The organism is Pantoea sp. X-Soil-TKNS-1280, assembly GCF_059730475.1.
The window spans coordinates 59,880-86,727 of record NZ_AP035963.1; the positions used below are offsets into that span (position 1 = coordinate 59,880).

A 26,848-nucleotide genomic window follows, 5' to 3' on the forward strand; every position below is an offset into this window, starting at 1 on the left:
GTCGCTACGGTTTGATGCGATCGGTAGCGGCGCGATTTATCGCGCTTTTTTATGCCGCAGACAATAAACAATTCCGCAATTCCTCCGATAACTCCAGCAGCTAACTTAACAAAAACGAAAAACGCAGGAGTGGGAAACATGGGATTGGTATCGCGATTGCGGAACGTGCGCATCACCAGAAAATTGTCGGCGGGATTCGGCATCGTGCTGTTGCTGGTGGCGCTTGCCTCCGGGCTGAGTGTGCAGCGCTTTAATGAAATCCATAATATCTATCAGAAAACCAACCTGATTTATGACATCAACATTGAGGTCTTCCAGGCGAAAATTAACCGCCTTAAATATCTCTATGGCGATGATGCGTCAGGCGCGGTAATGGCGAAGTATGTGACTCACGCGCAGCAACTCACCGATGAAGCCAAAAAACTTAACTGGTCAGATGGTGGCACGGAAATCATCAGCAATATCAGTACCTGGCTGGCCGATTTTCAGCAGCGTATTGGGGCGATGACCCAGGCGACACAGCAGCTCAATAGCCTGCGTGCGCAGCTTGATAGCATCAGCCAGCAGGATACCACCTCACGCTACACGCAACTGATCCGTACCCCGGTTGCCACCCCGGAACTCACTAACCAAATCTATGACCAGTTGTTCGCCATCAGCAACGTGCGCGAAGAAGCGCTGGCGCTGCGGTTTAACGTCAGCGAACCGTTGCGCAAAACGCTGGAAACCCATTTCAGCCAGGCGGAACAAGGGATGAAAGCGCTGCTGGCGCAATTACCGCCGGAACAGCAGGGTGGATTTAACGCGCTGTGGCAGGACACCGAGCGTTTTAAAGATCTCAGCCTGCAGTCAGCACAGGCCTATACGCAACTGCGTAGCGCGGAAGATGGCGTGAAAGTCGCGGGTGATAAAAGCAGTGCGGCGATCAAACAAATCATCACCATCGTGAAAGCACGCAATGATGAACTGGCTAACGGCTCCTCTGCGTTGTTATTGCTGATTGGCGGGCTGGCGATTCTGTTTGGTGTGCTGGTGGCCTGGTACATTATCCGCCAGATTACTCAGCCGGTCTTTCATAACCTTGAACTGGCGGAGCGCATTGCCAGTGGCGATCTCAGCTCGCAGTTTGCCACCGATCGGCATGATGAACTCGGCAAGCTGACGTCGGCGATGGGGAGAATGAACGAACGGTTGCGCAGCATGATTGGCGATGTATTAAGCAGCGTTAACAGCGTGTCGCACGCGGCCAGCGCCATCAATCAGGGCAACCTTGATCTGTCTTCGCGTACTGAACAGCAGGCGGCAGCGGTGGTCGAAACGGCCGCCAGCATGGAGCAGCTCACCGCGACGGTGAAAAACAATGCTGAAAACGCCCGTCAGGCCAGCCAGATTGCCGCAGAGGCCACCCGCAATGCCAATCAGGGCGGCGTCGCGGTGCGGGATGTGGTGAGTACCATGGGCGAGATTTCGGAAAGTTCGAAGAAAATCGCCGATATTACCGCCGTCATCAACAGCATCGCTTTCCAGACCAATATTCTGGCACTGAACGCGGCGGTTGAAGCGGCGCGCGCCGGTGAACAGGGTCGTGGCTTTGCGGTGGTAGCAAGTGAGGTGCGTAACTTATCGCAGCGTAGCTCGCAGGCCGCAAAAGACATCGAACAGTTGATCAGTGAATCGGTCAGCCGCATCAGCAATGGTCATCAGCAGGTGGCACGCGCCGGTGAAACCATGGATCACATTCTCAGCAGCATTGCGCGCGTCAATGAAATCATGGAAGAGATTTCGGCAGCCTCGGATGAGCAGAGTCGCGGTATTGAACAGATTGCCCGCGCGGTGGGTGAACTGGATACCACCACCCAGCAAAACGCTTCTCTGGTGAGCGCGTCCTCGGTTTCAGCTAACTCGCTGGAAGAACAGGCGGTTATGCTGGAACGTCTGGTGGCACAGTTCCGTTTACAGGGAACTGCCCGCTAAATAAAAAAGGCATCGCAGGCCGTCTGTATGGCCTGCGATGCTGGTTTTACTCGCAGATCGTCAGAAATTTATTCTGTTACTTATGAGCAAGGGAAAAAATCTGAAAAAGTCCGCTCGGATTCGCGCTTTTCCGATAAACTGGATTTCTTGACGATCTGATATTTCCCGTGAATGAATTACTACTCACCTGATGATAACCACCTGAAGCGACGATCTGTTCGCTTCGTCCGTCGCATGTTCCTGATGCGCCAGCTTGGCACGATCCTGTGTTTCTTCCCGATCCTCTCTGTTCTGATGGAAATGAATCGCGGCCTGGCATTCTGTGGTTTGCTGTTTACCAACGCGTTCATCTGGCCCTGGATAGCTTATCGCCTCGCGTTACGGGCAGAAGATTCTACCGCGACAGAGAGACGAAATCTGACTTTGGATGCTGCGTTCGGTGGCATCTGGGTGGCGCTGATGGGGATGAGCCCGATGCCGTCGTTTGTCATCATGGCGGTGCTGGCATCGGACCGCTATGCCGCAGGCGGAGGTGCACAACTGCTGGCGGCCCTTCAGGCATTCTTTTGCACCTTTATGGTGGTGTGGCTGTTCGATGGCACGGGTTTCCATTGGGCGTTCAGTACCCAGACAGTCTGGCTGACGCTGCCTCTGGCAACGGTGTATATGCTGGCGCTGAGCGTAGCTTCCTACAATCTGACCTGGCAATTGCGTAAACGTAACCGCGAACTGGAGCGCATCGCGCTGATGGATCCGGGTCTGGAAATCCCCAATCGGCGCTTGTTCGAACGGCGACTGGAGAGTGAATTCCTCAGCACGCGTCGGGGTGACAGTTCCGCCTATCTGCTGCTGATCGATGTCGATAATTTTAAGGCGGTCAACGATACCTGGGGCCATGAAGCAGGTGACTTTTTGCTGGCGGAAATCTCGGCGTTGTTACGCAATTATGTTGGGATACAGGATATTCCGGCCCGTTTTGGCGGCGATGAGTTAGGGGTGATTGTGCACCATGCCTGCGACGAATCGGTGGTGGCACTGGCGGAGCGTTTGAAAGAAAAAATAGCGCAGCTGCGGTTGCCAGCATCAGCCGATTTCAGTTGCTCGGTGAGCATTGGCATTGCGGGTGCCGCCAGCGCGGAATCGCTCGGCTACTGGTTGCGTCACGCCGATGAAGCGTTATATCAGGTGAAACGCGCCGGACGGAACGGGGTACGCTTGTGGCAACCCGCGCTGGCCGGCGCGGCCTGAAACTTAATCGAAGCGGGGTTCGCAGTTCACTGGAAAGTTAAAGGAGTTGGCAACATAACAGGCCTCATGAGCCTGATGATGCAGCTCCCGCGCGCGGTCAGCATCTGCCGGATTGCGCAAGGTGATGCGCGGTTTTAAGGTGATTTGCGTAAACCGACCGCGCGTACCTTCCACCATTGTCCCTTCCGCTGCATCCTCATAACCCTCAACGATGATCCCTGCGTCCGCACACAGATGCAGATACCACAATTTATGGCAGGCTGAGGCTGCCGCCAGCAGCAATTCTTCCGGGTTCCAGCGTGTGGCATCACCACGAAAGGCGGGGTCGGCACTCAGCGGCATGGTGGGCTTGCCGTTTGCCAGCAGCTCGCCATTGCGGTCATAAGCGGTGTAACTGGCGGTGCCGTCACCGCGATTGCCGGTCCAGCGAACCGTCACCTGATAATGATGTTCCCGTACTGCCATCGTTGTCGCTCCTTTTTGCTGTTTAAGCCTGATAAATCGTGCCGCTACGACTCTATGCAGAGTTTTACCGATTGTGCGGGAGGTTTTCGGCGGTGACAATCCTTAGTTCTACGCTGCCATCCTGATATAAATCAGGCTGGTAGCCTTGCTCCAGATGACGCAGCAGCAGCTGTGTGGCCAGTTCCGCATGCTGGCGTGCGTTCTGGTCGAGGGTATAGGCCAGCACGTCTTCCTGTAATAAACGGTGCGTCACATCATACAGCTCATGGGTGATATAGCAGCAGTGACCAGCCAGACCATGCAGGCGCAGCAGTTCGCTGATATCGCTATTGCTGTCGCCGGAATTATATAAGCCGACCACCTTGTTTGATTGCTGTAATGTCTGGTGTAACAGGGCGCGTATTTTATGGCGTTCATCTTCACCGGCCAGCACTTCACGCAGCCGCAGCCACGGGGCGCGTTGACTGATGGCATCACGGAAACCGGAAATACGTTGAATATGGGCGCGAAAATCAAAACGGCCACTGACCATAATGACGTCGCCTTCCGTCGGCATACTGCGGCTCATTAATAAACCGGCAGTGCGCCCGGCCTGATATTGATTTATTCCTACATGACATAAACGATGAGATTCGGGTAAGTCACTGGCCAGTGAAATCACCGGAACCGATTTTTGCTGGCACTCTGACAATGCCTGGTGAATAATCGAATAATCGTGACCAAAGACGATAATACCGTCGCGCAACTCACTACTTTTATTTATCTTTTCTGCCAGTTTTTCCGGTTGTGATTCCGCCACCAGCGTACGGAATAATTTTATTTTTCGATAGCCAAGCCGATCGGCGATATGGGCGAATTCTTCCGCCAGCTGACGGAAAAACCAGGTGTTGTTGCTGCTTAAAAAGACCTCAATTTGCCAGGGTTGCTGTGATTCCTCCGGCAGCAAACGCTGCAAACCCGCCTGACGCGCGGCACGCAACACTTTGCGAGCTGTCTCTGGCCGGACGCCGCCACGTTCATTTAACACCCTGTCGACGGTCGCAATCCCAACCCCGGCCAGTTCGGCCACTTTAATCAGGGTGAGTTTTTTCATTTTTTCCTCAGCGCACCAGTATAAAAATTGTGCTGCATCATCCGGCAGCAAAGTTTGCGTTTTACATCACAGCAGGGCTTATTTTTGCGCCGTATTATGCTCAGGCGATCATCGCTTGCAAGCGACTAAATGTTGCGAAACAAAAACGCACTGTACAACTTATCGTTGCCGCAATTAAAAAAATCAATGATGGGAAACCATCAAGAAAACCCTTTCAAAATGCAGGGTGAGAAACTAACCTTTGCAACGTTGTTAAATTTTATTTAATTCCTTGATTTGAATGTAAAGGTTATTACCTCGTTGTTATTCTGATTATTAAACGCCCAATGGGCACGTCTGTATTTAATTCATACAGCTTTTCTTTATGGCAAGTTTATCGCCAGGCTAAAACACGTCTGTTATTTAGCCCGGTTAGCAATGTGACAAATTCATTGGCAGGGAAAATATGAAACGCAGAGAATTTCTCACCTCCATCACCGCATTGGGAGTGGTGTCCTCGATGCCCACGCTGGCACAGGCCGATGTTGTTAATGGCGGGCAGCCGTGGGAACCGGGAAAAGTGCAAACGCCATCAGCACCCCCGAAAAAAGGGGGGCTGCAATACCTCACGCAACACGAATTCGACACCGTAGGTGCTATCGCCGAACGTTTTATTCCGGCTGATGATATGAGCATCAGCGGCAAAGACGCGGGCTGCGCCATTTTTATCGATCGTCAGCTGGCCGGTGATTACGGCAACGGTGTGGCGGTTTATCGTCTTGGCCGCTTTGTTAAAGGCACTCCGGAACAAGGCCCACAGTCACCGCTGACTCCCGCACAACGTTATCGTCTGGGCCTTACGGCGCTCGATAACGCGACGCAAAAACAGTACGGCAAAACCTTTGTGGCGCTAACAGGTGAGCAGCAGGATGTGGTTTTACAGGCCATGGAGAACAACAAGCTGGATCTCGGCCAGCAAGTGGAGACGAAGGTGTTCTTCGAACTGCTGCTGCAAAACGTCCGCGAAGGCTTCCTTTCTGATCCGATCTACGGTGGCAATAAAGAGATGACCAGCTGGAAGATGATTGGCTTTCCTGGCGCACGCTACGACTTCCGTGACCTGCTGGCGAAGAAAGGGCAGAAGCTCAACATCATTCCCACCAGCCTGATCGATAACACCCTTTAATTTTTTGCCTGCTGCGCAATAACGAGTTCTGAACATGAATAATGTCCGTCCAAAAGCTGATGTCGTCATCGTCGGTCTGGGTTGGTGTGGTTCTTTGATCGCCGAAGAATTGACCCGTGCTGGTTTGAATGTCGTTGCCATTGAACGTGGTCCGTGGTTTGAAACCGCGACTGACTTCCCCCCTTCGATTGATACCGATGAACTGCGCTGGGATACCCGTCGCAGTATGCTGCTGCCGCCCGCAGTGGAAACCACCACGTTCCGTAACAACCGCAGCCAGACCGCGCTGCCGTCGCGGGAGTGGAACCTGAACGAACTGGGTTACAACGTCGGTGGTTCCGGTACGCACTGGGCCGGGATGGCCTGGCGTTTTACCCCGTTCGATTTTGAACCTTACACGCAAACTGTTACCCGCTATGGCAAAAAACAGATCGCCGAAGGGCTGATTTTGCAGGACTGGGGCGTGACTTATGACGAACTGGAACCTTTCTATGACCGTTTCGAGAAGATTGCCGGGGTGTCGGGCAAAGCAGGCAAGCTGAATGGCGAAATCATCCCCGATGGCAACCCGTTCGAAGGCAATCGCAGCAGCGAATATCCGTTACCCGCACTGGAAAGTATGCGTCTGACCGATCTGTTCCGGGATGGTGCGAAGAAGCTGGGTCTTAATCCATTTATGGTACCTGCCGGGCAGGCCTCGCGCGCCTATGTCAATCCGCTGGGCGTGCGTATGGGGCCCTGCACCTATTGTGGCTACTGCCTGTACTACGGCTGCGGCAACTTCTCCAAATCCAGCCCCAACGCCTGTGTGATTCCGGCGCTGATGCAGCGTGAAAACTTCACCGTGCTGACGGATTCTGCCGTCGTACGCGTCAATAAAGCCGCCGACGGTAAAACGGCCACCGGCGTGACCTATATCGACAAGAACAAGAAAGAGTGGGAACAACCAGCGGATATCGTGATTTTATCCGCGTTCCAGATGCAAAACGTGCGCCTGCTGCTGCTGTCGCAAATTGGTAAGCCTTACGATCCGGTGAGCAAAACCGGCGTAGTGGGCCGTGCCTACAGCTTCCAGACCGTGTCAGGTGCCAATTTGTTTTTTGCGGATGAGAACCTCAATCAGTACATCGGTGCCGGTGCGTTATCGCAGCAGGTTGATGACTATAACGGTGATAACTTCGACCATACTGGCCTCGGTTTTATCGGTGGTGCAGGCATTCTGGTGGTCGCGCGTGGTGCGCGGCCGATTGGTAATGCCGATGTGCTGCCACCGGGTACGCCGCGCTGGGGTAAAGAGTGGAAGCAGGCGTATACCCACGCGTTCCAGAACGCCACCTTTATATTCGGTCAGGGCACCAGTTACTCGCACGAAGATTACTACCTCGATCTCGACCCGGAATACAAAGACGACAACGGCAATCCACTGCTGCGCGTCACCTATGACTACAACGAGAACGACCGTCGCTCAGCGAAGTTCATCGAAGAAAAAAGCGTAGAAATTGGTAAAGCAATGGGCGCACAACAGGTGATTGGCACCAACTCGGCATCGGGTAACTATTCCCCTTATAACTTCGCCAGCGATCACACTATTGGGGGGGCGGTGATGGGCACCGACCCGAAAACCAGCGTTTTGAACCGTTATCAGCAGAGCTGGGATGTACATAACCTGTTTGTTCTCGGGGCATCGTCCTTTCCGAACAATGCGGGCTACAACCCCACCGGCACCATTGGTGCACTCAGTCTGTGGACGGCGAAAGCCATTATCGAGCAGTACCGGAAAAACCCTGGCCCGCTGGTGAAGGTGTGACATGAAAAAAACAACGATTGCAGGTGGCGTGGTCATTGTGGCCGCCACCGTGGCTGCGGCATTGCTGTGGCAAAACGGGAACACATCGGCGGATGATGTCGCAAGTCAGGATGTGCTGACCAGCCAGCCGCCAGGTGCTGATGATGTTGCGGCGGTCGCTCGTGGTCGCTATGTCGCGATTGCCAGTGACTGCACGGCGTGCCACACCATGCCGGAGAGCAAATTGCATCTGGCCGGAGGTTATGCGATCAGCACGCCATTTGGTGGCATCTACGCCAGCAACATCACGCCTGATGCGGAAACCGGTATTGGCAGCTGGACCGAGCGGGATTTTTTCCGCGCGGTACGGCATGGCAAAGGCAAACAGGGTGAGAACCTTTATCCGGCGATGCCTTATAACGCTTACGTTAAGCTGACCGATCAGGATATGCACGATTTGTGGATGTATATGCGTTCCGTGCAGCCGGTGCACTACAAGGTGCCGGAAACACACCTCGGCTTCCCGTATAACATCCGTCTGGCGATGATGGGCTGGAATCTTTTGTTCTTCAAAAATGCCGGTTTCCAGCCGGATCCGAATCATTCCGCTGAGTGGAATCGCGGGGCGTATCTGGTGGAAGGACCGGAACACTGCGCCGCATGCCATACCGCGAAAAACCTGATTGGCGGTGACACCAGCGATTATTTGCAGGGCAGCAACCTTGCTGAGTGGCACGCACCGGATATCACGCCGAATGATTACACCGGCATCGGTGGCTGGAGCAATGAGCAAATCGTGCAGTACTTGAAGCTGGGCAGCAACCATGTGGCGGTGGCATCGGGTCCGATGGCTGAGGCGGTGACCAACTCGACTCAGCATCTGACCGATCAGGATTTGCAGGCGATTGCGGTGTATCTGAAATCGGTGCCGGCTTCAGCAACGCAACGTCCGCAGCCCCTGCCTGCGGATACGATACAAATGAAGATGGGTGAAAATGTCTATTCGGCCAACTGCAGCGCCTGCCATAACAGTGATGGTAAAGGCATACCCAACCTGGCGGCCAGCCTGGCAGGGAATTCGGGACTGATGGCGGAGGACACGTCATCTGTCATCACCACCGTGTTGCAGGGTGGGCGCGGGGCTGTCACCACCGGCAATCCTACCAGCGGTGCGATGCCATCCTTTGCCTGGAAACTCTCGGATGCCCAGGTGGCGGCGGTAGCGACTTACCTGCGTAACAGCTGGGGCAATGCTGCGCCCGCAGTGACCACTGACGACGTGGCGAAACAGCGCACATCACTGCGGCTGCCTGCGCAAATGGCAGAACATTAATCGTTAAACCTGTGCGAAAACGCGCTGCGGCATTGTAGCGGCGCGATTTCTCGCGCTTTATGTTGTGATTCTGTACAAATCATCAAAGTATCACTTTGCATAATTCGCCATACCGAAACACATATGCTTCAGGAAAGTAGCATCAGAAATGCAAGAAATCACGACTTTTTATAAGGTTAGTGAGTGTCAGATCCATTTATTAATTGAGATATATTCAGTTCTGGATTTGTTTTAATTTGTACAAGGAAGGTATCCTTGTACAAATTAAATGGGCTTCTTGTATAAGATGGTGGGGAATATCCTGGTGTTTGTGGGAAAATAACTCTCCGATAGCACTTAACATGTTCGTCAGGAAAGAATTTCCCACAAAAGGAAGAAATGAATATGGAATGTTTGGATATTTTCGTTACTTGCGGCGGCTGATTTTTCCACCTTTTCGGCCTGCTTCGATGGCGCGTTCCGGGTCATTGCGGAAGTTCCCGCCACTCATCTGACCACCTTTGCGGCCCGCTTCAGCCGCGCGCTGCTTATCTTCTGCAAAGTTACCTGAACCACCACGACGTTGTGTCATTGTTTATTCCTCATCGATATATTTGGCGATTAACGGTACATGCTTCTTTTACCTCATGAAGCAAGAGTAACTGTAGCGGTGATTTTAATTATCGTAGTCTAGGAATAATCCTAAGTTTGCGATTTTGTCGGCTTTAAATTCTGTTGATGAAATTATTTTCTCTGATTTCGATAGCCATAAAATAATTTCCAGCCTTATGTTCTAATCGCCGATGTTTAACCGTTGTGCTGCCTCCGGCAGTTCGTGAGGGACATGTTCTTTCAGCCAGCAACGCAACGCTTCCGTCTGAGAGGTTTTCGCGCAGGCGCGGGGCCAGACAAAGTAATATCCGTCACCGGTTGCCACCGCCTGTGTAAAAGGCAGCGTCAGCAACCCATCGCGCACTGCAGTGAGACTCAACATCAGGTCACCCACCGAAATACCGTGGCCGCTAATTGCCGCCATATTGCCTTGTTCCAGCGTGTCGAACACCTTGCCCTGCCAGATATTGGGGGCGGGGGTGTGCCCGGTGCCGTGCAACCAGCGTCGCCAGTCGCGCCGATCGGCTGTGGGATGGATTAATTCACAGTTGGCAAGATCCTGCTGCGCCTGGTGTTTAAGGGCCGGGGCACACAGCGGAATCAGCCACTCTTTAAATAACAACCTACTTTCGCTATCAGGGCCAAAATCACCGTTGCCGAGCAGGATGGCGCAATCATAAGGTTCGCTGCTGAAATCGACACTGTCAGTTTCCATCCAGACGCTGGTGATTGCCACGGGTTGTGTTGAGTTTTGCTCACGATAGGCCTGCAATACATCGAGCAACCAGCGCATGGTCAGCGTTGACGGCGCTTTCAGACGCAATGCTTTACCCTGCTGGCTGAAGGCGGCACAGGCACGTTCAAGGTTGTCGAATCCCTCCTGCAATTGCAGCGCCAGTATTTTTCCCGCCGGGCTGACTTCCACCTTTGGCCCACGCCTGATGAAGAGTTCACAGCCAAACACGGTTTCCAGCGTACGGATATGACGGCTGATGGCTCCGGGGGTGACATGCAACACAGCAGCAGCCTGGCTGAAGGACCCAAGCCGGGCCGCACAGGCGAAAGCGCGCAGAGCATAGAGAGGTGGAAGCGACATCATCGTCTTCTATTGTGAGTAAAACTCATATTCAACGTCAGTTTTATCCGTTTTTCAACCGGATCAGCGCGGGGGATACTGGCGCTTCCTTTTTCTCCGCAGATGTCGCTTATGAACCTGGTGTTGCTCAGTACCTATATGTTGACCGTTCTCACCCTATTAGCGACGCCAGGCCCGGTGGTGGCGCTGGTAACCGGCACCGCTGCACGCCACGGTACACGGCGGGCCTTTGCTACGGTGATGGGCACACACGGTGCGTCGCTGGTGCTGATTGCGCTGGCAACTCTGATGCTGATTGGATTGGTTTCGATCAATACAATCAGTTTGCGCATCGCGGCGCTGGTGGGGTGCGGTTATATCGGTTTTGGCGCATGGCGGGGATTAACCGCGCCCGCATCACCCGCGGGACAGCAACATGTTATGCCGGGCGGGGTGTGTCAGGGTTTTTGGGTCGGGGTGGCGAATCCGAAAGATATTCTGTTTTTCGCCGCGCTGTTTCCTCAATTCATCAGCGTCACGCCTCACGTCAGCACCAGCCTGATGCTGCTGACAGTGGTGTGGATGGTGTTCGATTTCAGCGTGATGACGTGCTACATCCTGGTGGTACGTCACTGGGTGACGGGCAAACAACAACGGCGGCTGGAGGTGTTATCCCAATGCTTTCTGCTGCTGATTGCCCTTGCTGGCGTGGGCTACAACCTGTGGGAAATGTTCTAAAGATCAATCACCAGGTTGCGCGACAAACTGCGCGAACAGCACAGGGCGATATATTGCTCAGCCGCGCTTTTCTCGGTGTCTGATTGTACCGTATCGCGATGATCGGCTTCCCCTGCGGTCACGCGCGTCAGACAGGCACCACACATGCCCATCTCGCAGGAGAGCGGAACATCGACGCCGTTTTCCAGTAACACCATGGCGATGGTTTTTTCTGGCGGCACCGGCCATTGCTGACCACTGGAGGCGAGGGTGACGGTAAAACTCTCTTCGTTGCCACTCGTCAGGGCAGTCGTCAAGGGCTTAAAGGCCTCAATATGGATATTCTCCTCTTGCCAGCCGTGCTGCGTTGCCGTGGTACGCATATGGGCCATAAACCCTTCCGGGCCACACAAATAAAGATGGGTATCGTCTGCCGGTTCCAGCAACTCTGCCGGGGCATGATTACGCGGACTGCGTCCTTCGCTGCTGTGCCAGATTTCGCAGAACCCGTGTTGAAAGGGTTGGGATAATTCCGGCAAAAAAGCTTCGTCACCCCGTTCCCTGACATAGTAATGGAGCACAAAGGGGACACCGGCGGTTTCCAGCGCCTGTGCCATGGCGTACAGCGGCGTAATACCGATACCCGCCGCCATCAGAATTACTTTTCCTGCGGTGGTGAGCGGGAAAAGGTTACGTGGAGGAGAAATGTCGATCACCTGGCCGGGGCGGAGTACCTCGTGCACGTAGCGCGATCCGCCACGCGATTGTTTATCACGTGCAATACAAATCTGGTAATGGCCGGTATTTTCGCTCTGCCCGGTCAGCGAATATTGCCGTACCAGCCCCTCACGGAGATAGACATCGATATGCGCCCCTGGTTGCCAGCACGGCAAAGGCTGACCATTTTCGGACACCAGATTAATCCCCAGATTGTGACGACCCTGGCGATAAATCCCATCAACTACGACCCGTAACATGTTGCTCATCATCGCCTCCATTACACCAGGAAAAACTCACCAAAGCCCATACGTTTCAGGCCGCGACGATAGGCGATCGAGCTGCGATCTGCCGGGATATGTGCCTCCAGCGTCAGGTCAAGCGGCAGACGTTCGGGCATTTGGGTTTCCACCATCAGCCGGTCCTCCTCGAACACACGCTGGTTAAAGGCGTGGACATCTTCCACCGGAATGTGCAAATCAAAATTGCGGGCAATCGGGGCGAACATACGGGTTTTACGTGCTGAAACCGGTGACGCCGCATTCATGATCACCAGTCGCGCCTCGCCGGGAAAATGGATTGTCAGTGTGGCGGTGAACGGCAGGTGCATCTCAAAATGACGTAGCCACTCAAAGCCTTCCGGTGCCTGCTGGCCGCTGTCGGCGGCGTAGTTACTGACGGAACTCCAGTAATCCACCGCGAAACCATAGGCGGTTTCGATGGGGTTATAAGGCGGTACGGTCTGGTTCCCCGGATCGGCAAAGGTTTCGGTGTGCACCCAGGCGAAATGCGCCACGTCGAGAAAGCCTTCCACCTGACGACCGGCAAAGCCGTTAACATCAAAACCCGGGCAGTTAATCTGCTGGAATCCGGCATCGTCCCAGTGCGGCATCAGCGGCAGCGGAGCGGGGTTGTCAGCGTCCGGGGCCATGCACACCCAGATCAGTCCATAGCGTTCTTCCACCTGATAATTGATCAGGTTGAGTTTGGCGGGGATCGGTTGTCCAGGGCTGGAAGGGATACGGTTACAACGCCCGCCTTCACCGAAGCGCAGGCCATGATAAGGGCACACCACCCCTTCTTCATCATGAAAACCGAGCGTCAGTGGCACACCGCGGTGCGGACACACATCGCGTGCCACCACCACCTGACCTTTGATGCGATACACCACCAGCTGCTCATCCAGCAGCACCGCTTTGGTGGGGGCACCGGCGATGTCACAGGAACGTGCCACCGGATGCCATTGGCTTGCCAGACGCAACCAGTCATCAGGTTCAAAAGTGCAGTGGGCGGGTGGAGTGATGGTGTTCATAGCGATGTCCTGTCGGTTGCTCACATTAAAAGACTTCATTTTTGTCTGGTCATTGTTGATAATTATCCCTGTACAAATCCATCAGCATTAATTCAATTATGTGTTGCAAAAATTAGTACAGGTGAAGCATGAGTCCATTTTCCCGATTCGCGGTTTATTTTGCCGAGGTGGCGCGTAGCGGCAGTCTGCGCAAAGCGGCGGAGAAGTTGCATGTATCGGCGTCTGCCATCAACCGGCAGATTTTGCAGGCAGAGGAAGGTTTCGGTACGCCGCTGTTTGAGCGTCTGCCTGATGGCCTGCGTATGACGACCGCCGGTGAATTGTTGTATGACGATGTGATGCGCTGGCAGCGCGAGTTCCGTGTCACCCGCCAGCGTTTTGATGATATTCAGGGGCTGAAACGCGGCAATGTCAGTGCCGGACTGGTGCAGGCGTTGACCAGAGGCAGGGTGGCCGATGCGCTGGCGGAAATTGCCCGGCAACATCAGTGGCTGCGGCTGGAGCTGACGGTAGACAACAGCCATGCCATCAGCCAGTTAATCCGCCAGGCGGAAATTGATTTTGGCCTGATTCTCGATCCCGCCGGACAAAGCGGGCTGGAAGTGCTGGCGTTTGCCGAACTGGATATGGGGGTGGTACTGCCACCAGAACATGCGCTGAGTGGCCGGGCATCGTTATCGCTCAGTGAGCTGAGTGGTGAACGCCATATCATTCCCGGTGAGTCGCTGGTGGTGCATGAACGCGTCGCTGCGTTGTATCGCAAGCAGGGGCTGGAACCGGATAATATCATCGCCTGCAACGATATTCGGCTGATCCGCAGCCTGATTGCCCAGGGCACCGGTATCTGCGTGTTAAGCCGGCTGGATGTGATGAGTGAAGTGGAAGAAAAACAGTTGAACTTTGTGCCGCTGAAAAACAGCGTATTGCGCCCCCTGACGCTGGCACTGTGTACGGCACCTTCCCGTCAGCTGTCGCGTGCCGCACAACGGGTGATTCAGCGCATTACCGAAGTGATTGATGAGATGACGCCACCCGGAGGCTGAGCGTCTCACCTTCGCTGATACTTTTATCCGACAGCACTGCCGCCATCTGCACCGGCGAGAGGGCGATTCTTATTCCATTGTCAATAATCACACGGAGCCGGAAAACCCCGCGTGATAAATCACGCCGCTACAACCCGGTGCGATAAGTCAGATCGGGTTTTCTTTTGCCTGTTTCGGGAACTTATTGCGCAGTTTTTGCAATTTGGCGGGGATATTCATCATGCAGAAGGCATTTTCCTGGCCCTCTTTTTCCCAGAAGTTCTGATGGTAATCTTCGGCTGGATACCATTCGTTCAGGGGTTCGAGGGTGATCACCAAAGGTTTACCGATTTCAGCCGCATGGCGCGCGATACCCTGTTCGGCAGCGATGTGTTGTGCTTCTGAAGTAGGGAAAAGCGCTGAACGGTAGCGGGAACGTTCAACGCCCTCTTTGATATTCGGCTGGCTCGCATCATGGGTAGCAAAGTGGATATCCAGCAGATCGTCGTAGCTGACGATGTCAGCATCAAACACGATTCTGACCGCTTCAGCATGGCCGGTGGTATCGCTATACACCTGGTCATAAGTTGGAGAGACCACATGGCCGCCGATATAACCACTTTCTACTGAGATAACACCATCGATGGACTGAAAAATCGCTTCGGTGCACCAGAAGCAGCCACCGGCAAAAATCGCGCTTTCACTTTTCACGCTAATATCCTGACCCTGAAATAAATGATGGCGCTACCCTACATCACTGGCAGGGAAAGCGCCATCGTCAGACATGTCAGATGGCCGGGTATTCACCGGTGCCGTCTGGCCACGGCGTCAGCAGGTCAAATCCGCTTTCCGTCACCGCCACGGTATGCTCCCATTGGGCTGACAACGAACGATCTTTTGTCACCACCGTCCAGCCATCGGACAATACGCTGGTGCCCGCCTTACCGGCGTTGATCATCGGTTCGATAGTGAAAATCATGCCGGCTTCCAGCGGCATCCCCGTTCCCGCTGTACCGTAATGCAGAATTTGTGGGTCACCATGATAAATTTCGCCGACGCCATGACCGCAATACTCACGCACTACAGAGAAACCGGCTTTCTCCGCGACCTGCTGAATGGCTGCGCCAATATCACCCAGCGTTGCACCGGGTTTCACTACGCGGATGCCAGCCACCATCGATTCATAGGTGATCTCCACCAGACGTTTGGCGCGCACTGACGGCGTGCCAACAAAATACATCCGGCTGGTGTCGCCGTACCAGCCATCTTTGATGATCGCCACGTCGATATTAACGATATCGCCGTCTTTCAGCTTCTTCTCCCCCGGAATACCGTGGCACACCACATGATTGACGGAAGTGCAGGTGGTACGGGTATAACCGTGGTAGCCGATATTGGCCGGAATCACCTTCAGCTCGTTAACGATAAAATCATGACAGATGCGGTCCAGTTCGTCGGTCGTGACGCCGGGTTTGACATAAGGGGTGATCATTGCCAGCACTTTGGCGGCATCATGACCGGCAGCGCGTGCCAGTTCAATTTCCTGGAGTGAATGCAATTTGATGTCGTTCATTGCGCGGTTCCCTGCGGTGTCAGTAAAGAGGTGTTAAGCAGCTTAGCCAGATCGGAGCCGCCATCGATTTCTACCCGCATCAGCAGACGTGTCAGTTCCTGATGGCTTAATTGCGGATAGAGTTCGGCCAGCATGCCGATTTTCATCCAATGCTCCGCCTGAGCGTTGATCGAGCGGCTTAACGCCGTGCTCGCTACGCGCAGATTCTCGTGCATCAGATCGGAGATTTTTACGATACCCATCACATGGCCTATATGAAACGTATATGGTTTATATATAGGTTACGCCGGGCGCACTGATTTTGAAAGATAAAGTTTTCGCTGGCACGAAAATGAATCTGTGAACTTCAGGTTACGTCTTTGTCGGTAAACGTGCAGCGATAGCGCAATAAACGTCAGCTAAACTGAGTGAATCGTAGCCAATGGCGGCTACCCGAAATCACTAAGGAGTGCCCATGTCTTATTTCCAAGGTAAGTCTGTGCTGGTGCTCGGCGGCAGCCGGGGAATTGGTGCGGCGATTGTCCGGCGTTTTTGTGCTGAAGGCGCTAACGTCATCTTCACCTATGCCGGATCGCCCGACGCCGCCAGACAACTTGCTGAATCAACGGGTAGCCAGCCTTTCCAGACAGATAGCGCCGACCGCGATGCCGTGATAGCCCGTGTAAGGGACAGTGGCCCGCTGGATGTGCTGGTGGTCAATGCGGGCGTCATTGCCTTCGGCGATGCGTTAGAACAGGATCCTGACGAGGTTGAACGGCTGTTTCGAATCAATATCAATGCACCTTATTTTGCCTCTGTCGAAGCAGCCCGTCAGATGCCAGAAGGTGGACGCATTATCATCATGGGTTCCGTAAATGGCGATCGCATGCCGATACCCGGCATGGCGTCTTACGCCCTGAGTAAGTCTGCCTTGCAGGGCATGGCGCGAGGACTGGCGCGTGATTTCGGCCCGCGGGGTATCACGATCAATGTGGTGCAGCCTGGCCCCGTCGATACGGATGCAAACCCGGCGGAAGGGCCATTAAAAGATCTGATGCACGGGTTTATGGCGATTAGGCGTCATGGGCGGCCTGAAGAAGTGGCAGGGATGGTCGCATGGCTGGCTGGCCCGGAAGCGGGTTTTGTCACCGGGGCGATGCATACCATTGATGGCGCATTTGGTGCCTGAGTTAACCCTCGCTTCTTACCATCTCAAGAAATGCTTGCAGGGCCGGGGAAGTATTGGATTTGAGAAACGCCAAGCTAACACCGATTGAAAGCGTGCTGGGTTCAGGTCTCAGTTCCCGAAACACCACGCCCTGCCGTTTAATATTCTTCAATGAAGAGGGGATCAGCGCGAACCCTTTTCCCTCGGCAATCAATCCCAGCAGGATGTGATGATCCTGGGGTTCGGGCAGCATCGCTGGCCGGAAAGCGATTTTATCGAAGAATGCCTGACAATAATCATAAAAGCCGGGATTCAACGGGCGCTCAAACCAAAACATGACCTCATTGCTGAGATCGCTGAAGCTAACTTTGCGCTTTCGTGCGAGGCGGTGATCGGCGGGCAGGGCCACCACCATTGATTCGGTGTGGACGACTTCTGAAGCCAGATCCGCAACATCGGTGTGCAAACCAATGAATGCAACATCCATCATACCGTTCCTGATATCACGCACCAGGTTGATGGAGTGATTGCTTTTGGTGATGAGCTGCCATTGGGGAAAGCGTTGCTGAAAGCGGGAAAACACATCGGGAAATACGCTTCTGTCAAAAACCGTGGTGTAGCCAATCACGATTTTTCCCTGAGTCGCGTCTTGTGCTGCTCTGGCCGCTGCAATCGCTTTTTCTGCCTGCGCCAGCGTGCGTTTCACCTCCGGGAGAAATTTTTCTCCGGCGGCTGTCAGGACGACACCACTCCCTGTGCGTACAAATAATTCAACGCCCAGCTGCTCTTCTAACTGCCGGATTTGTCGGCTGAGTGGGGGCTGAGAAATGTGTAAACGCCGGGCTGCCCGTCCGAAGTTGCGTTCCTCACTGACGGCAAGGAAGTAACGAAACTGGCGAAGATCGATAGAAGTATTCATACCGAAAAGGTATCACAAAAAGGGTATTCGCCACATCCTTTCGCGGGTTGTAGAGTTCGTCAACTCAATCATTTCAGGAGAAAACGATGTCAACATCAACGCGCTATGATTCAGGTCTGGCAACGCTAAAGCAGGTTGGCGGAGCCGACTATGATGGCCCACTGAATCAATTAAAAGATGTCGCACCGGATCTGGCCCGTTTTACGGTTGAATTCTGCTATGGCGACATCATGTCACGCAGTGAGCTTGACTTGCAGACCCGCCAGTTGAGTACCGTCGCGGCTCTTGCGGCAATGGGGAATGCGCAGCCACAGCTCAGGTATCATATTGCTGGAGCGCTTAATGCAGGCTGTAAGCCTGATGCAGTTATTGAAGTGATCATGCTCTGTGCGGTCTTTGCGGGTTTTCCTGCCGCAGGGAACGCCATGCTGGTGGCTAAAGACGTTTTAGCCGATCGTGGCTGCTCTTTTCAGCCAGTCATGCAAGCGGCCTCTGACAACCGCTACGCAACTGGCATGGTGGCACTGGAAGCGATCAGTGCCGGAGCGGGTAAAAACGTTACGCAAAGCCTGATGGGGATAGCGCCTGACCTGGCCCGATTTGTGGTTGAGTTTTCATACGGGGATATCTTGTCCCGGAAGGTGATCAATCATCGCACTAAAGAACTGGCTATTGTTGCCATGCTGACTGCGCTTGGCACGGCTCAGCCGCAGTTAAAAGTGCATATCAATGCAGCGCTTAATGTTGGGGTAACCCAGGTTGAAATTACTGAAGTCATACAACAGATGGCTATTTATGCCGGATTCCCGGCGGCGCTTAACGGTATCTTTGCAGCGAAGGAAATCTTTAACAACAGGAATGCCGCTCGCTGACTTTTCAGTGTAGCAACTGAAAGTTCAATGTTTTTCAAGACCAGCATTCACCTTAACGGAAAGAAAAAACCCGCGAATCGCGGGTTAAAATGCATCAGATTCGAAACCAGGAAAACTCTCGTTCGCAGCACGTTGCTGTGTGTGCTTTGCGTCGCTATATTAGCAACGACCAGAAAGATGTAAAGATAATGTTAAATGAAGAAAATCGACCGTGATGATTAGTTTTTTAATCAGAGGGTATGACGATAGCTGCAAGGTGACTTCAGGTTTAAGCCGCAATTCTCACCGGCTTGCCGACCAGTCACCAGTGATGAGCGGGTTCTCATGCTCTTTCATATCCAGAGTGAATAATCTTAATGGAAATTTGAAGTGATGTTTTAAAATGTGGTTTATGACTTTGTTAATACAAGCAGCAAAGGGAAGTTTGTTTTGTTCATGGAATTAACTGAAGGAATAAATCTCCCTTTTTTGTGAATATTTAGACATTTTAAAAGCCAGTAGAGAATGTAAAATTCCAACGGAGCATCCCTGCTCCAGCGCCTGTCATCCCTGAATCAGTTAGCGCAGATCAGGAGCCGCGATTGTTATGCTGGCCGCCTTTCTTACCTGCGTCTGACGCTTTGTCACGGTCATTTTTAAAGCTGCCGCCGCTGTTCTGGCCGCCTTTCTTTCCTGTTTCGGATGCTTTGTGTTTGTCTTCATCGAAATTTCCTGAACCGCCTCTATGTTCAGCCATAATATTTCCTCTTCATGAGTAAAAAATAACATGACGGTCAACTCACATCACATATGTGTTACGCAATTAATCCTAATGCAATATTCCTTTAGTGCAAGCGGTGGAAAAAATGAAATGGCTTTTTTTACGGATTTAGCTGAAGGGATTGGCATAATGTTCTGTGCTGTAAGGGATTATTTTTTTTGTAAAATATATCCGTTTCGTTAATGTGATGGCGCTATTGTTGTTAATTGATATTGTAAAATAAGATAGGCTTCTGTTGTTTGCCATTTTAAATTTCTGACCTGCTTCTGAGAATTGTCTTAATAAAAGGGGCCAGAAACGGTGGCCTATTTTCGCTGCTGGCACATGAACCCGAATGTATCAGTGCTGGCGTTTCATCTTAAATAATCATGCAGTTAAGAGGAAGAAAGAAGAGGGCAATGATGTGTCCCTCGCTGTGCTGCGCCAGATTCGGCACAGCACAGCCCAACGTTACACCAAAGGCAAAATGTTGGCGGAGTAATTTACCGGATTGCCATTATCATCGATCACGTCATATTTAACTTTCTCCCCTGGTTTGAACACCTCGCTGAGTGGCACGACTAACTGGGATTGGGGCTCAATAAGGAGATTTTTCAAATTATCGTGACTGCCAATGGTGGCATTGATACTCATGTACCAGGGAGTCGGATTCTTTACAATCAACTGCCTGTCTTTTGCCATAAACTGGATTTTTGCCGGGTCGGTAATCTGCGGTGCATTAAGACCTGCAGGTCGTACAAACACCTTAAGCCGAATCCGTAAGGGCAACACCACCTTCTTCTCAACGTTACTCATATCGCTTTTCAACGAGGGTATCTGATAGATATTCAGCCAATAGAGGCTTTCTCTGTCAGCAGGAATAGACCCCCTTGATGTTAACATCAGACGCAGTGAACGGAGTTCACCAGGAAACATCTTCATAACAGGCGGTAACGCAATCACTGGTGTTCTGCTTTGATCTGGCGAGGCATTAATGTCGCCATCATCCGTCCAAACCTGAACAATGGTTGGGCTTTCACTGCTGTTAACTAAATTAATCGACTGCATATTCGCCGTGGCGTTAAAAATAACCCTCGTTTTGTCAACATTGACTACAGCAGAGGCAGTGAAAGTAGCCATCGTCATTATTAAAATCATTGTCTTACTGAAAGCTGATGACAACTTGCAATTGTGCATTGACTGTTCCTGCTGTAATAGTTTGCCCATCGATGGCTTCGAGAGATGCGGTGAAATCCCCGCTATAAATGCTGGTGGAGTCTGATGAAACCAACGTGGTGAGATCTTTATAGGCATACCACCCACGGGTATTTCCTGTTCCGGTGCTGGTGAGGTCTGGCAGCAGATTTATTGCTGTGCCGTTACTGTTATAGATTTTGATTCCTACGCCAGATGCCACGCCGCTGCTGCCATAATGGGAATCAAGCAACCAGGTTAGCCCGCCGCCAGAAGTGACCAGGCCCAGATTCGTTGCCTGGGTGACAGCGTTTGATTGGTTAACTAAAAAACCCATCGCGACATTTGCAGAGCTTGAGGAGGATGTACTGGTGCTGGAAATAGCACCTGACTCACACTCAATACTGACTGAGAAGGGGGCCTGACTGCTGCCACCGGCCGAAAGTGTACTGATACTGACCGTAGGCAAAAGGACCACGGAAGGATAATCCTTGACCTCGCACAGTGCGCCACGCACATAGGTCACGTCACTGTAGCTGCTCCAGGTACCTGGCCAGTTGCCATACCAGCCATAAAAATAGCTGGCGCTATCCATACCGACCGTAAGACTATTGGTATCCAGTCCCGGACCTTTGAATGCAATATATCCCCTCGGCTGGCTTCTGGAATCAAGCCAATAGTTGCTGGAATTATAATAATAAGTTGTTGAATCGATCTTAAACATTTCATACAGCACATTACTGAAGGCGCTGGCGGGTATGTAAATATAAGTACCATCGGAGTACCAATTATCGGATGTTAATTGCCGTTGCTTCCAGTAACGGCTGTAATATTCTCCGGTGCTGAGATTGGTCATGCGCACAGCAACATTTTTGGCCTGATCGTAATATGCCCCATCTACTTCAGAAGTGGTATATTTTCCGGTGTAGCTGTCATCACCATTGGTTGCATACATTTCATATAAACTATCGGCGTCGGCGACATCACAGCGATATAAAATCTGATTGGCTGTGTACGCTGTATTACTGGCCGAGGTCAGGAAGTTACCGACAGCGCTTGCCAGCAATGTACCAGAAGCCTGGAATGTGCTGCCACTGTTGATGCTTATCACCGCAGGTAACCCTATGTTGCCATTGCAGGTATCACAGGCTCCTGTCCAGGATGTTGCCGTATATCCTGCCGCAATCGCGGCAGAAGATAAGGAAGAGGAACTGGTGATTTTGGTACAGTTCGCCTGTATTGAGAAGCTAATAAAGTAAAAAATAAATAATATGGGGAAATAAATTTTTAAACGCACAGAGTTATTCCTTGCTGCATGAGCTATTGAGGTGAATAATTCCTTCGTCATCACGTCCTGTAATCTGATAATTGACGTAACAGGTGTTGGTGGCTGATTCGCCCCAGTTCACTTTTAATGTGCCGGAATCATGGGGTACGCGGGCATATAATTGTCCGCCCTGGCCAACAACACCAATTAATGTATTATCAGCATCACGAACTTCAGCGCCCATTGGCGGAACTTCACCATTACGCATCGTCAGATTAATGAGCACGGCTTTACCTCGGATAGTGGCGAAGTTAATTTTCGCCACTGCACCGGCATAGGGTACAACTCGTTGGCTACCACCACTCAGTTCTGCATCCGAACTCATATTCAGCGTATCGAGACTTACCGTATTGGCACGATAAGGTGTCAGAGAGGGCAGAATGGCGTAGCCAAAGCTATCGACTACCGCGCCCTGACCATTGCGCACTGCTGCACCTTGAGCACCATCAGCATGTATTAAGGCAAATGTATCGCTGGTGTAAGGGCCGAGGGTGACCCCGCCGCTATGAATCAGGATGGTTCCTGATGCCCCCAGGCCTGCCTGCCGATAGTGACTTCCCTGACCATAATTGGCACGGAAGTTACCCACGCGCGTATTCTGCTGAACGCTGCCACCAAAGGTGGTGGAATTGCTGTTGCCGTCCGTACGATCCTGATCGGTACCTGCGTAGACTGAATAGCTGAAGTCGCGGTTTTGTCCGGCAGAACCGGTTAATGAAACGGTTGAGGAGCGGGTTTCCTTCGATTGGTTATAGTTGTATGCCACTGACGACAGGTTGTTGCCCCAGTTCAGTGGAATAGAAATATTCAGAGAGACGGTATTTTCCGTGTATTTCTGTTTGCTGGAGTCATCATCGGAATCATTGACGCTAACATTGTAGCGATCGTAGTTATAGGATGTGCGTTGCCGTGCGACATTGAAGCTATAGCTAATCTTTTTCCAGGTATTGCTGTATCCCATCTGCAACTGCGTAATACGTGATTGATTATTATAGTAATCTGCTGTGCTGGCATTCAGGCTAACCATCCCCAGACCATCAAAAGACTGGCTGAGGGTGGCCGATAAGCGATTGCGCTGATGCAAAGTATCTGAGTAGTAGCTGACGCCTGATTGGTTCTGGCGCCTCACGCCCAGCACATCTTCCAGGTCTCTGAACCCGCTGGTGGAGTAACGGTAAGCGGCCAGCACCAGGTTAGTGCCTGTCTGGAATGTTTTGCTGTAGCTGACTTCGGCACGCCAGCCAGTGACATTTTTATTTTGCTCGGCTTTGGCATCGGAGAACGTGGCGTTAACACCCAGCGCACCCGCTTCGGTTGCCAGCACACCACCCAACAACCATGCCTGATAGTCTTTGGCCAGCCGTGAACCCGCGGTTGCGGTCAAACGGTTGCTGATACCTTTTTGCAGTATCCCTTCAAAGAACGCATTATCCACCGAGTAATATTGCCGTACCCGGCCCAGAGCGAGCGAATAGTGCCAGTTTCCGGGACGGACTGAATCCGGAACCGAGGAGTAAGGCACAGTAAAAGTAGAGGTTTTACCGTTCGCTTCAATCACTTCAACTGCCAGATCACCCTGGCTGCGTGTGTTATACAGATCGTTGATGACAAATGGACCAGGAGGAACCGTTGTCTCGTAGATCACTTTGTTTAACTGTTTAATCACCACGCGTGCATTAGAGGAGGCGACGCCCCGGACTTCAGGCGCATAACCACGCCGACCCTGTGGCCACATGCGTTCATCAGTCGCCAGTTTGATACCATTAAAGGACAAGCTGCCGAAAAGTGAGCTTTCGGTATAGTTGTCTCCAATTGACATCAGGCTATTGATGCTTTCCAGTGGACGCTGGACCCAGGTTTTCACCGCATTGTAGCGATAACTGCTGCCGCTGCTACTGGTCTGGAGGTAGCGTAAGTTTCCCTGGTGACGAAATTGCCAGTTGGCAATATTGGTGCCTGCAGTAATACCACTCCATAGATATTGGTAGCTGTAACCGGTACCTGGATTTTCCGTCCAGGTATAGTTGGTGTTATGGCGAATAAATAAGGCCGTCATCCCATCATCCCACTCAGCAGCTGGAATATATCCTCTGGGTGTCCTCTGGAGATCGGCCATTGGAATCATCAATTGCAAGCGCAGGGAGGACTGGTCAAATTCCCACTTTCCAGTTTTCACCCACCATGACAGGGGATGGCATTGATCGTCATTTTTGCCATCTGGCATGGCTTTGATTTGCATTAACTTAGCGATGGAATCAGGAATACAAGGCTCAGATTTGTTCCCGGCATTAGCTGCCGTGAAGTTAATCTTTACGCCGGATTTGATCAGTTGGTTGTTAAGGTAAATATCGACCAAATAGTTTCCCGCAGGCGTGCTACTCGCATTAAATTTTTCGAGATTCTGGCCAAAAGCCGAGCCTTTGAAGAGTGATGAGTCAAAATAATATTCATCACAAAAACCTTTGGCTGGCAAATAGGTGGAAATACTTAAAGCGAAAAAAGTGAATTTAACGTTACTGCACTTCAACCGTATAATTTTCACTTATCCTTGCTCCCTGATCATTAATAGCAGCTAGCGATGCCACACCCGCACCCTGCAAGTGTTTACCCGAAGCCGGAAACCAAAATAGTTGTTTAGAAAATGGTGCGACCATGTCCGGTCGGGCTTGAAATGTCTGGCCTGCAATTTTCAGCGATACGGTAACAAGTGAGGCATGCCACGGCTGTGGATTATCAATCTCAAGACCATTGCCTTTTTTGCTGTCCCTGATGTGCCGAATTCTGAGCCCGTCTAGAATATTGCCCGGCTTACCGACAGCCGCAGGGCGGTAGAAGATCTTGATACGATTGCGTAACATCACCATCATTGCATTTTGTTGTGTCGCGCCTGCCCGATTTACCGGTGGGATTTGCAGGACGTTAAACCAGAAAACCGATTCTCTATCCTGAGGCAGAGATTGATTGCCACTGAATATCACCCGAACAATTTGGCCTGATTTGGGTTGAATACGAAATACCGGTGGAGTGACAATAAATGGCGTCTGAGTTGTCTGTTCCGGTCGGGAATCAATATCACCGTCATCAAACCATGTCTGCATGACATAAGGCAGGTTGTCATTATTTTTTAACTGCACATCAACTGACTTAGCATTCGCCGGATAAATAATACGACTTCCCTGAATGGTGACGCTGGCTTCAGCCGTTACTGAAATAAAGCATGACAACAATAAAAGGGTCAGAACTGTTTCGAATAGCGAGAGATTACGGCTTACAAACATACCTGGGTTCTCAAATAGAAAAAGTGCGTATCCTGTACCGATACGCACCAAAAAATATTACTGATAGCTCACTGCATACTGGAGTGAAGCAACAACCGTACCTGCTGTAGGCACGCCTGTAGCGTAATATTGAACGTTATAGTTGGCGCTGGATTCGGTTTCACCCGTCGCCAGGGTGAGGTCGCCGCTGGCGGTGTATCCGTCAGTCAGGTCAATCACTGCGTCTTGCGGGTCCAGAATCTGAACTTCAACATTTTTCGCGGTTCCGGTGTTGGTCAGGTTGCCGGTTGAACTGACGTTATTACCGACAAAAACGGTTGATACACTGGTTGATGCCGTTGAGTCTCCAGTACAACCGGTCAGGCCCATGGTGAAGGTGGTTTCACCGGCAGTATCACCGCTGGCCGCTAAATCAGTGGTACTTACTGTTGGCATCAATACAACCGGTGACGTGGTGTTGCCATTGACTGTGACGGAGCAAGTCTCAGCGGTGACTTCGCCCTGGAAACTGATGGTGTTATCAGAGGCTGAATACGCAAAACCCGAAACCAGACTTGCGCTCATGATCAGTGACAAACATGTTTTCGTTACTTTGTTAGCCATCGAATAGTTCCTTTATCTCTATTATCTTGAAAGAAGCTTATTAAGACTGATACCGGTTTTTCTGCGGATAGAGTCTTTCATGTTATAAATTTTCTTGACCTCGACCATCAATTCTCTGGAAATCGAAATGAGTGATCGGTCATTAACAACCAGATCGAGAAATCTGACTTCATCTTTAGTTAACGGATTGCCTTTATACTTTCCCCCTCCCTTTATGCCGTAATAGGAGTAATTAATTGACTTTTTAATTTCTTCAAGACTTTCCTGACCAGTGATTATGGTGCTGATTGCCTGATCTTCTCTTTTCCAATAAAGGGCGAGTGCCTCCATAGGGGCGTCACAGATCAGAATAATATTCAGTTTTGTCAACCTGAGATAATCTATCCAATTTCTATTGGTGAAATAACGCAGGTTCCTGGCTGAAAAGTCAACAAATACACACCCTCTGCAAAATACGCTTTCGTATTGGCCGCTAACAATAGAAAGTACCCCCTTAGTCATGAAGTAATTTCTACCTGGCCATACGGCGATCTTCTGTAGGGGACACCGGTTAAGCAGGTCTGTTGCTTCGACTGTAAGCTGACAACCAAACTTACAACTGACGCAGCAAATGTCCTCTCTGGTTATGTTCTTCATAAGCTGATCTCGACCGCTTCGTAAGAGAGTTGAGACAATCCTAAGGTTTTAATCCTTCCAAT

At 51.7% G+C, this 26,848-nt stretch carries 27 protein-coding genes and 1 pseudogene; 10 read left to right on the forward strand and 18 right to left on the reverse strand.

What is annotated here, in order from left to right:
* Positions 1–138 precede the first annotated feature (138 nt).
* On the forward strand, positions 139–1,974 hold the full coding sequence (locus AC6I8X_RS20370; protein ID WP_497841294.1) for a methyl-accepting chemotaxis protein: 1,836 nt from the start codon (positions 139–141) through the stop codon (positions 1,972–1,974).
* 171 nt (positions 1,975–2,145) lie between these two features.
* Positions 2,146–3,222, forward strand: coding sequence for a diguanylate cyclase (locus tag AC6I8X_RS20375; protein ID WP_313685791.1), 1,077 nt, complete (start codon positions 2,146–2,148; stop codon positions 3,220–3,222).
* 3 nt (positions 3,223–3,225) lie between these two features.
* Here the strand turns inward: AC6I8X_RS20375 and AC6I8X_RS20380 are convergent, their stop codons facing one another.
* Together AC6I8X_RS20380 and AC6I8X_RS20385 are read right to left on the reverse strand one after the other, a co-directional pair.
* Positions 3,226–3,687, reverse strand: coding sequence for an OsmC family protein (locus AC6I8X_RS20380; protein ID WP_313685789.1), 462 nt, complete (start codon positions 3,685–3,687; stop codon positions 3,226–3,228).
* 64 nt (positions 3,688–3,751) lie between these two features.
* A complete protein-coding gene (locus AC6I8X_RS20385) occupies positions 3,752–4,780 on the reverse strand; it encodes a LacI family DNA-binding transcriptional regulator (protein WP_313685787.1) in 1,029 nt (342 codons plus the stop codon).
* Between the two features lie 29 nt (positions 4,781–4,809).
* Between AC6I8X_RS20385 and AC6I8X_RS20390 the strand changes: the two genes are divergently transcribed.
* The 4 genes from AC6I8X_RS20390 to AC6I8X_RS20405 all read left to right on the forward strand — a co-directional run bounded on the left by AC6I8X_RS20390 (position 4,810) and on the right by AC6I8X_RS20405 (position 9,064).
* Positions 4,810–5,010 carry a hypothetical protein gene (locus AC6I8X_RS20390; RefSeq protein ID WP_313685785.1) on the forward strand — a complete coding sequence of 67 codons (201 nt, stop codon included), beginning with the start codon at positions 4,810–4,812 and terminating at the stop codon, positions 5,008–5,010.
* A gap of 215 nt (positions 5,011–5,225) precedes the next feature.
* The gene (locus AC6I8X_RS20395) at positions 5,226–5,945 is read left to right on the forward strand and encodes a gluconate 2-dehydrogenase subunit 3 family protein (RefSeq protein WP_313685783.1); all 720 of its coding nucleotides are present in this window, start codon (positions 5,226–5,228) and stop codon (positions 5,943–5,945) included.
* A 34-nt stretch (positions 5,946–5,979) separates the two neighbouring features.
* The gene (locus AC6I8X_RS20400; RefSeq protein WP_497841295.1) at positions 5,980–7,752 is read left to right on the forward strand and encodes a GMC family oxidoreductase; all 1,773 of its coding nucleotides are present in this window, start codon (positions 5,980–5,982) and stop codon (positions 7,750–7,752) included.
* Position 7,753: 1 nt separating this feature from the next.
* Positions 7,754–9,064, forward strand: coding sequence for a c-type cytochrome (locus AC6I8X_RS20405; protein WP_497841296.1), 1,311 nt, complete (start codon positions 7,754–7,756; stop codon positions 9,062–9,064).
* Positions 9,065–9,470: 406 nt separating this feature from the next.
* Here AC6I8X_RS20405 and AC6I8X_RS20410 read toward each other — a convergent pair whose 3' ends face one another.
* Positions 9,471–9,635 carry a con-10 family general stress protein gene (locus AC6I8X_RS20410; RefSeq protein WP_013511857.1) on the reverse strand — a complete coding sequence of 55 codons (165 nt, stop codon included), beginning with the start codon at positions 9,633–9,635 and terminating at the stop codon, positions 9,471–9,473.
* Between the two features lie 201 nt (positions 9,636–9,836).
* Positions 9,837–10,751 carry a LysR substrate-binding domain-containing protein gene (locus tag AC6I8X_RS20415; RefSeq protein ID WP_497841416.1) on the reverse strand — a complete coding sequence of 305 codons (915 nt, stop codon included), beginning with the start codon at positions 10,749–10,751 and terminating at the stop codon, positions 9,837–9,839.
* A 111-nt stretch (positions 10,752–10,862) separates the two neighbouring features.
* On the opposite strand from AC6I8X_RS20415, the gene AC6I8X_RS20420 reads away from it, so the two are divergent.
* Complete coding sequence (locus AC6I8X_RS20420; RefSeq protein WP_497841297.1) at positions 10,863–11,468, forward strand: LysE family translocator; 606 nt, start codon at positions 10,863–10,865, stop codon at positions 11,466–11,468.
* Here AC6I8X_RS20420 and AC6I8X_RS20425 read toward each other — a convergent pair.
* Both AC6I8X_RS20425 and hpxD read right to left on the reverse strand, forming a co-directional pair.
* Positions 11,465–12,433 (reverse strand): PDR/VanB family oxidoreductase, encoded by a 969-nt coding sequence (locus AC6I8X_RS20425; protein WP_497841417.1) that lies wholly within the window; start codon positions 12,431–12,433, stop codon positions 11,465–11,467. The genes AC6I8X_RS20420 and AC6I8X_RS20425 overlap by 4 nt on opposite strands.
* Before the next feature lie 11 nt (positions 12,434–12,444).
* Positions 12,445–13,476, reverse strand: a complete 1,032-nt coding sequence (gene hpxD / locus AC6I8X_RS20430) for a molybdenum cofactor-independent xanthine hydroxylase subunit HpxD (protein WP_497841298.1) — start codon at positions 13,474–13,476, stop codon at positions 12,445–12,447.
* A gap of 128 nt (positions 13,477–13,604) precedes the next feature.
* On the opposite strand from hpxD, the gene AC6I8X_RS20435 reads away from it, so the two are divergent.
* Positions 13,605–14,519, forward strand: a complete 915-nt coding sequence (locus AC6I8X_RS20435) for a LysR family transcriptional regulator (RefSeq protein ID WP_497841299.1) — start codon at positions 13,605–13,607, stop codon at positions 14,517–14,519.
* Here the strand turns inward: AC6I8X_RS20435 and AC6I8X_RS20440 are convergent.
* The 4 genes and pseudogenes from AC6I8X_RS20440 to AC6I8X_RS20455 all read right to left on the reverse strand — a co-directional run.
* A pseudogene (locus AC6I8X_RS20440) lies at positions 14,506–14,604 on the reverse strand (RNase A-like domain-containing protein); the annotation flags it as partial. The gene AC6I8X_RS20435 and the pseudogene AC6I8X_RS20440 sit on opposite strands and share 14 nt — an antisense overlap.
* A gap of 62 nt (positions 14,605–14,666) precedes the next feature.
* On the reverse strand, positions 14,667–15,209 hold the full coding sequence (gene msrA / locus AC6I8X_RS20445; RefSeq protein WP_497841300.1) for a peptide-methionine (S)-S-oxide reductase MsrA: 543 nt from the start codon (positions 15,207–15,209) through the stop codon (positions 14,667–14,669).
* A gap of 76 nt (positions 15,210–15,285) precedes the next feature.
* Positions 15,286–16,071, reverse strand: coding sequence for a type I methionyl aminopeptidase (gene map, locus AC6I8X_RS20450; protein WP_313689407.1), 786 nt, complete (start codon positions 16,069–16,071; stop codon positions 15,286–15,288).
* Positions 16,068–16,313 (reverse strand): ParD-like family protein, encoded by a 246-nt coding sequence (locus tag AC6I8X_RS20455; RefSeq protein ID WP_084881122.1) that lies wholly within the window; start codon positions 16,311–16,313, stop codon positions 16,068–16,070. The genes map and AC6I8X_RS20455 overlap by 4 nt, the downstream gene beginning before the upstream one ends.
* Positions 16,314–16,525: 212 nt before the next feature.
* Between AC6I8X_RS20455 and bdcA the strand changes: the two genes are divergently transcribed.
* Complete coding sequence (bdcA, locus tag AC6I8X_RS20460) at positions 16,526–17,239, forward strand: SDR family oxidoreductase (protein WP_497841301.1); 714 nt, start codon at positions 16,526–16,528, stop codon at positions 17,237–17,239.
* A gap of 1 nt (position 17,240) precedes the next feature.
* On the opposite strand, the gene AC6I8X_RS20465 is transcribed toward bdcA, so the two are convergent.
* A complete protein-coding gene (locus AC6I8X_RS20465; protein ID WP_497841302.1) occupies positions 17,241–18,137 on the reverse strand; it encodes a LysR family transcriptional regulator in 897 nt (298 codons plus the stop codon).
* Positions 18,138–18,223: 86 nt separating this feature from the next.
* Here AC6I8X_RS20465 and AC6I8X_RS20470 point away from each other — a divergent pair, with 86 nt between their 5' ends.
* Entirely contained in the window at positions 18,224–19,009 is a 786-nt protein-coding gene (locus AC6I8X_RS20470) for a carboxymuconolactone decarboxylase family protein (protein WP_497841303.1), read from the forward strand.
* Between the two features lie 568 nt (positions 19,010–19,577).
* Here AC6I8X_RS20470 and AC6I8X_RS20475 read toward each other — a convergent pair.
* The 7 genes from AC6I8X_RS20475 to AC6I8X_RS20505 form a co-directional block, all read right to left on the reverse strand.
* Positions 19,578–19,745 (reverse strand): con-10 family general stress protein, encoded by a 168-nt coding sequence (locus tag AC6I8X_RS20475; protein ID WP_497841304.1) that lies wholly within the window; start codon positions 19,743–19,745, stop codon positions 19,578–19,580.
* A 474-nt stretch (positions 19,746–20,219) separates the two neighbouring features.
* Positions 20,220–20,894, reverse strand: coding sequence for a fimbrial assembly chaperone (locus tag AC6I8X_RS20480; RefSeq protein ID WP_313687784.1), 675 nt, complete (start codon positions 20,892–20,894; stop codon positions 20,220–20,222).
* A gap of 16 nt (positions 20,895–20,910) precedes the next feature.
* On the reverse strand, positions 20,911–22,290 hold the full coding sequence (gene stbD / locus AC6I8X_RS20485) for a fimbrial usher protein StbD (protein WP_497841305.1): 1,380 nt from the start codon (positions 22,288–22,290) through the stop codon (positions 20,911–20,913).
* On the reverse strand, positions 22,244–24,811 hold the full coding sequence (locus tag AC6I8X_RS20490) for a fimbrial outer membrane usher protein (RefSeq protein WP_497841306.1): 2,568 nt from the start codon (positions 24,809–24,811) through the stop codon (positions 22,244–22,246). Before AC6I8X_RS20490 ends, stbD begins: the two co-directional genes overlap by 47 nt.
* Positions 24,783–25,547 (reverse strand): fimbria/pilus periplasmic chaperone, encoded by a 765-nt coding sequence (locus AC6I8X_RS20495; protein ID WP_497841307.1) that lies wholly within the window; start codon positions 25,545–25,547, stop codon positions 24,783–24,785. Before AC6I8X_RS20495 ends, AC6I8X_RS20490 begins: the two co-directional genes overlap by 29 nt.
* 57 nt (positions 25,548–25,604) lie before the next feature.
* A complete protein-coding gene (locus AC6I8X_RS20500) occupies positions 25,605–26,150 on the reverse strand; it encodes a fimbrial protein (protein WP_497841308.1) in 546 nt (181 codons plus the stop codon).
* 21 nt (positions 26,151–26,171) lie between these two features.
* Positions 26,172–26,786: a LuxR family transcriptional regulator gene (locus tag AC6I8X_RS20505; protein WP_497841309.1), complete on the reverse strand. Its 615-nt coding sequence runs from the start codon at positions 26,784–26,786 to the stop codon at positions 26,172–26,174.
* Positions 26,787–26,848: the final 62 nt, after the last annotated feature.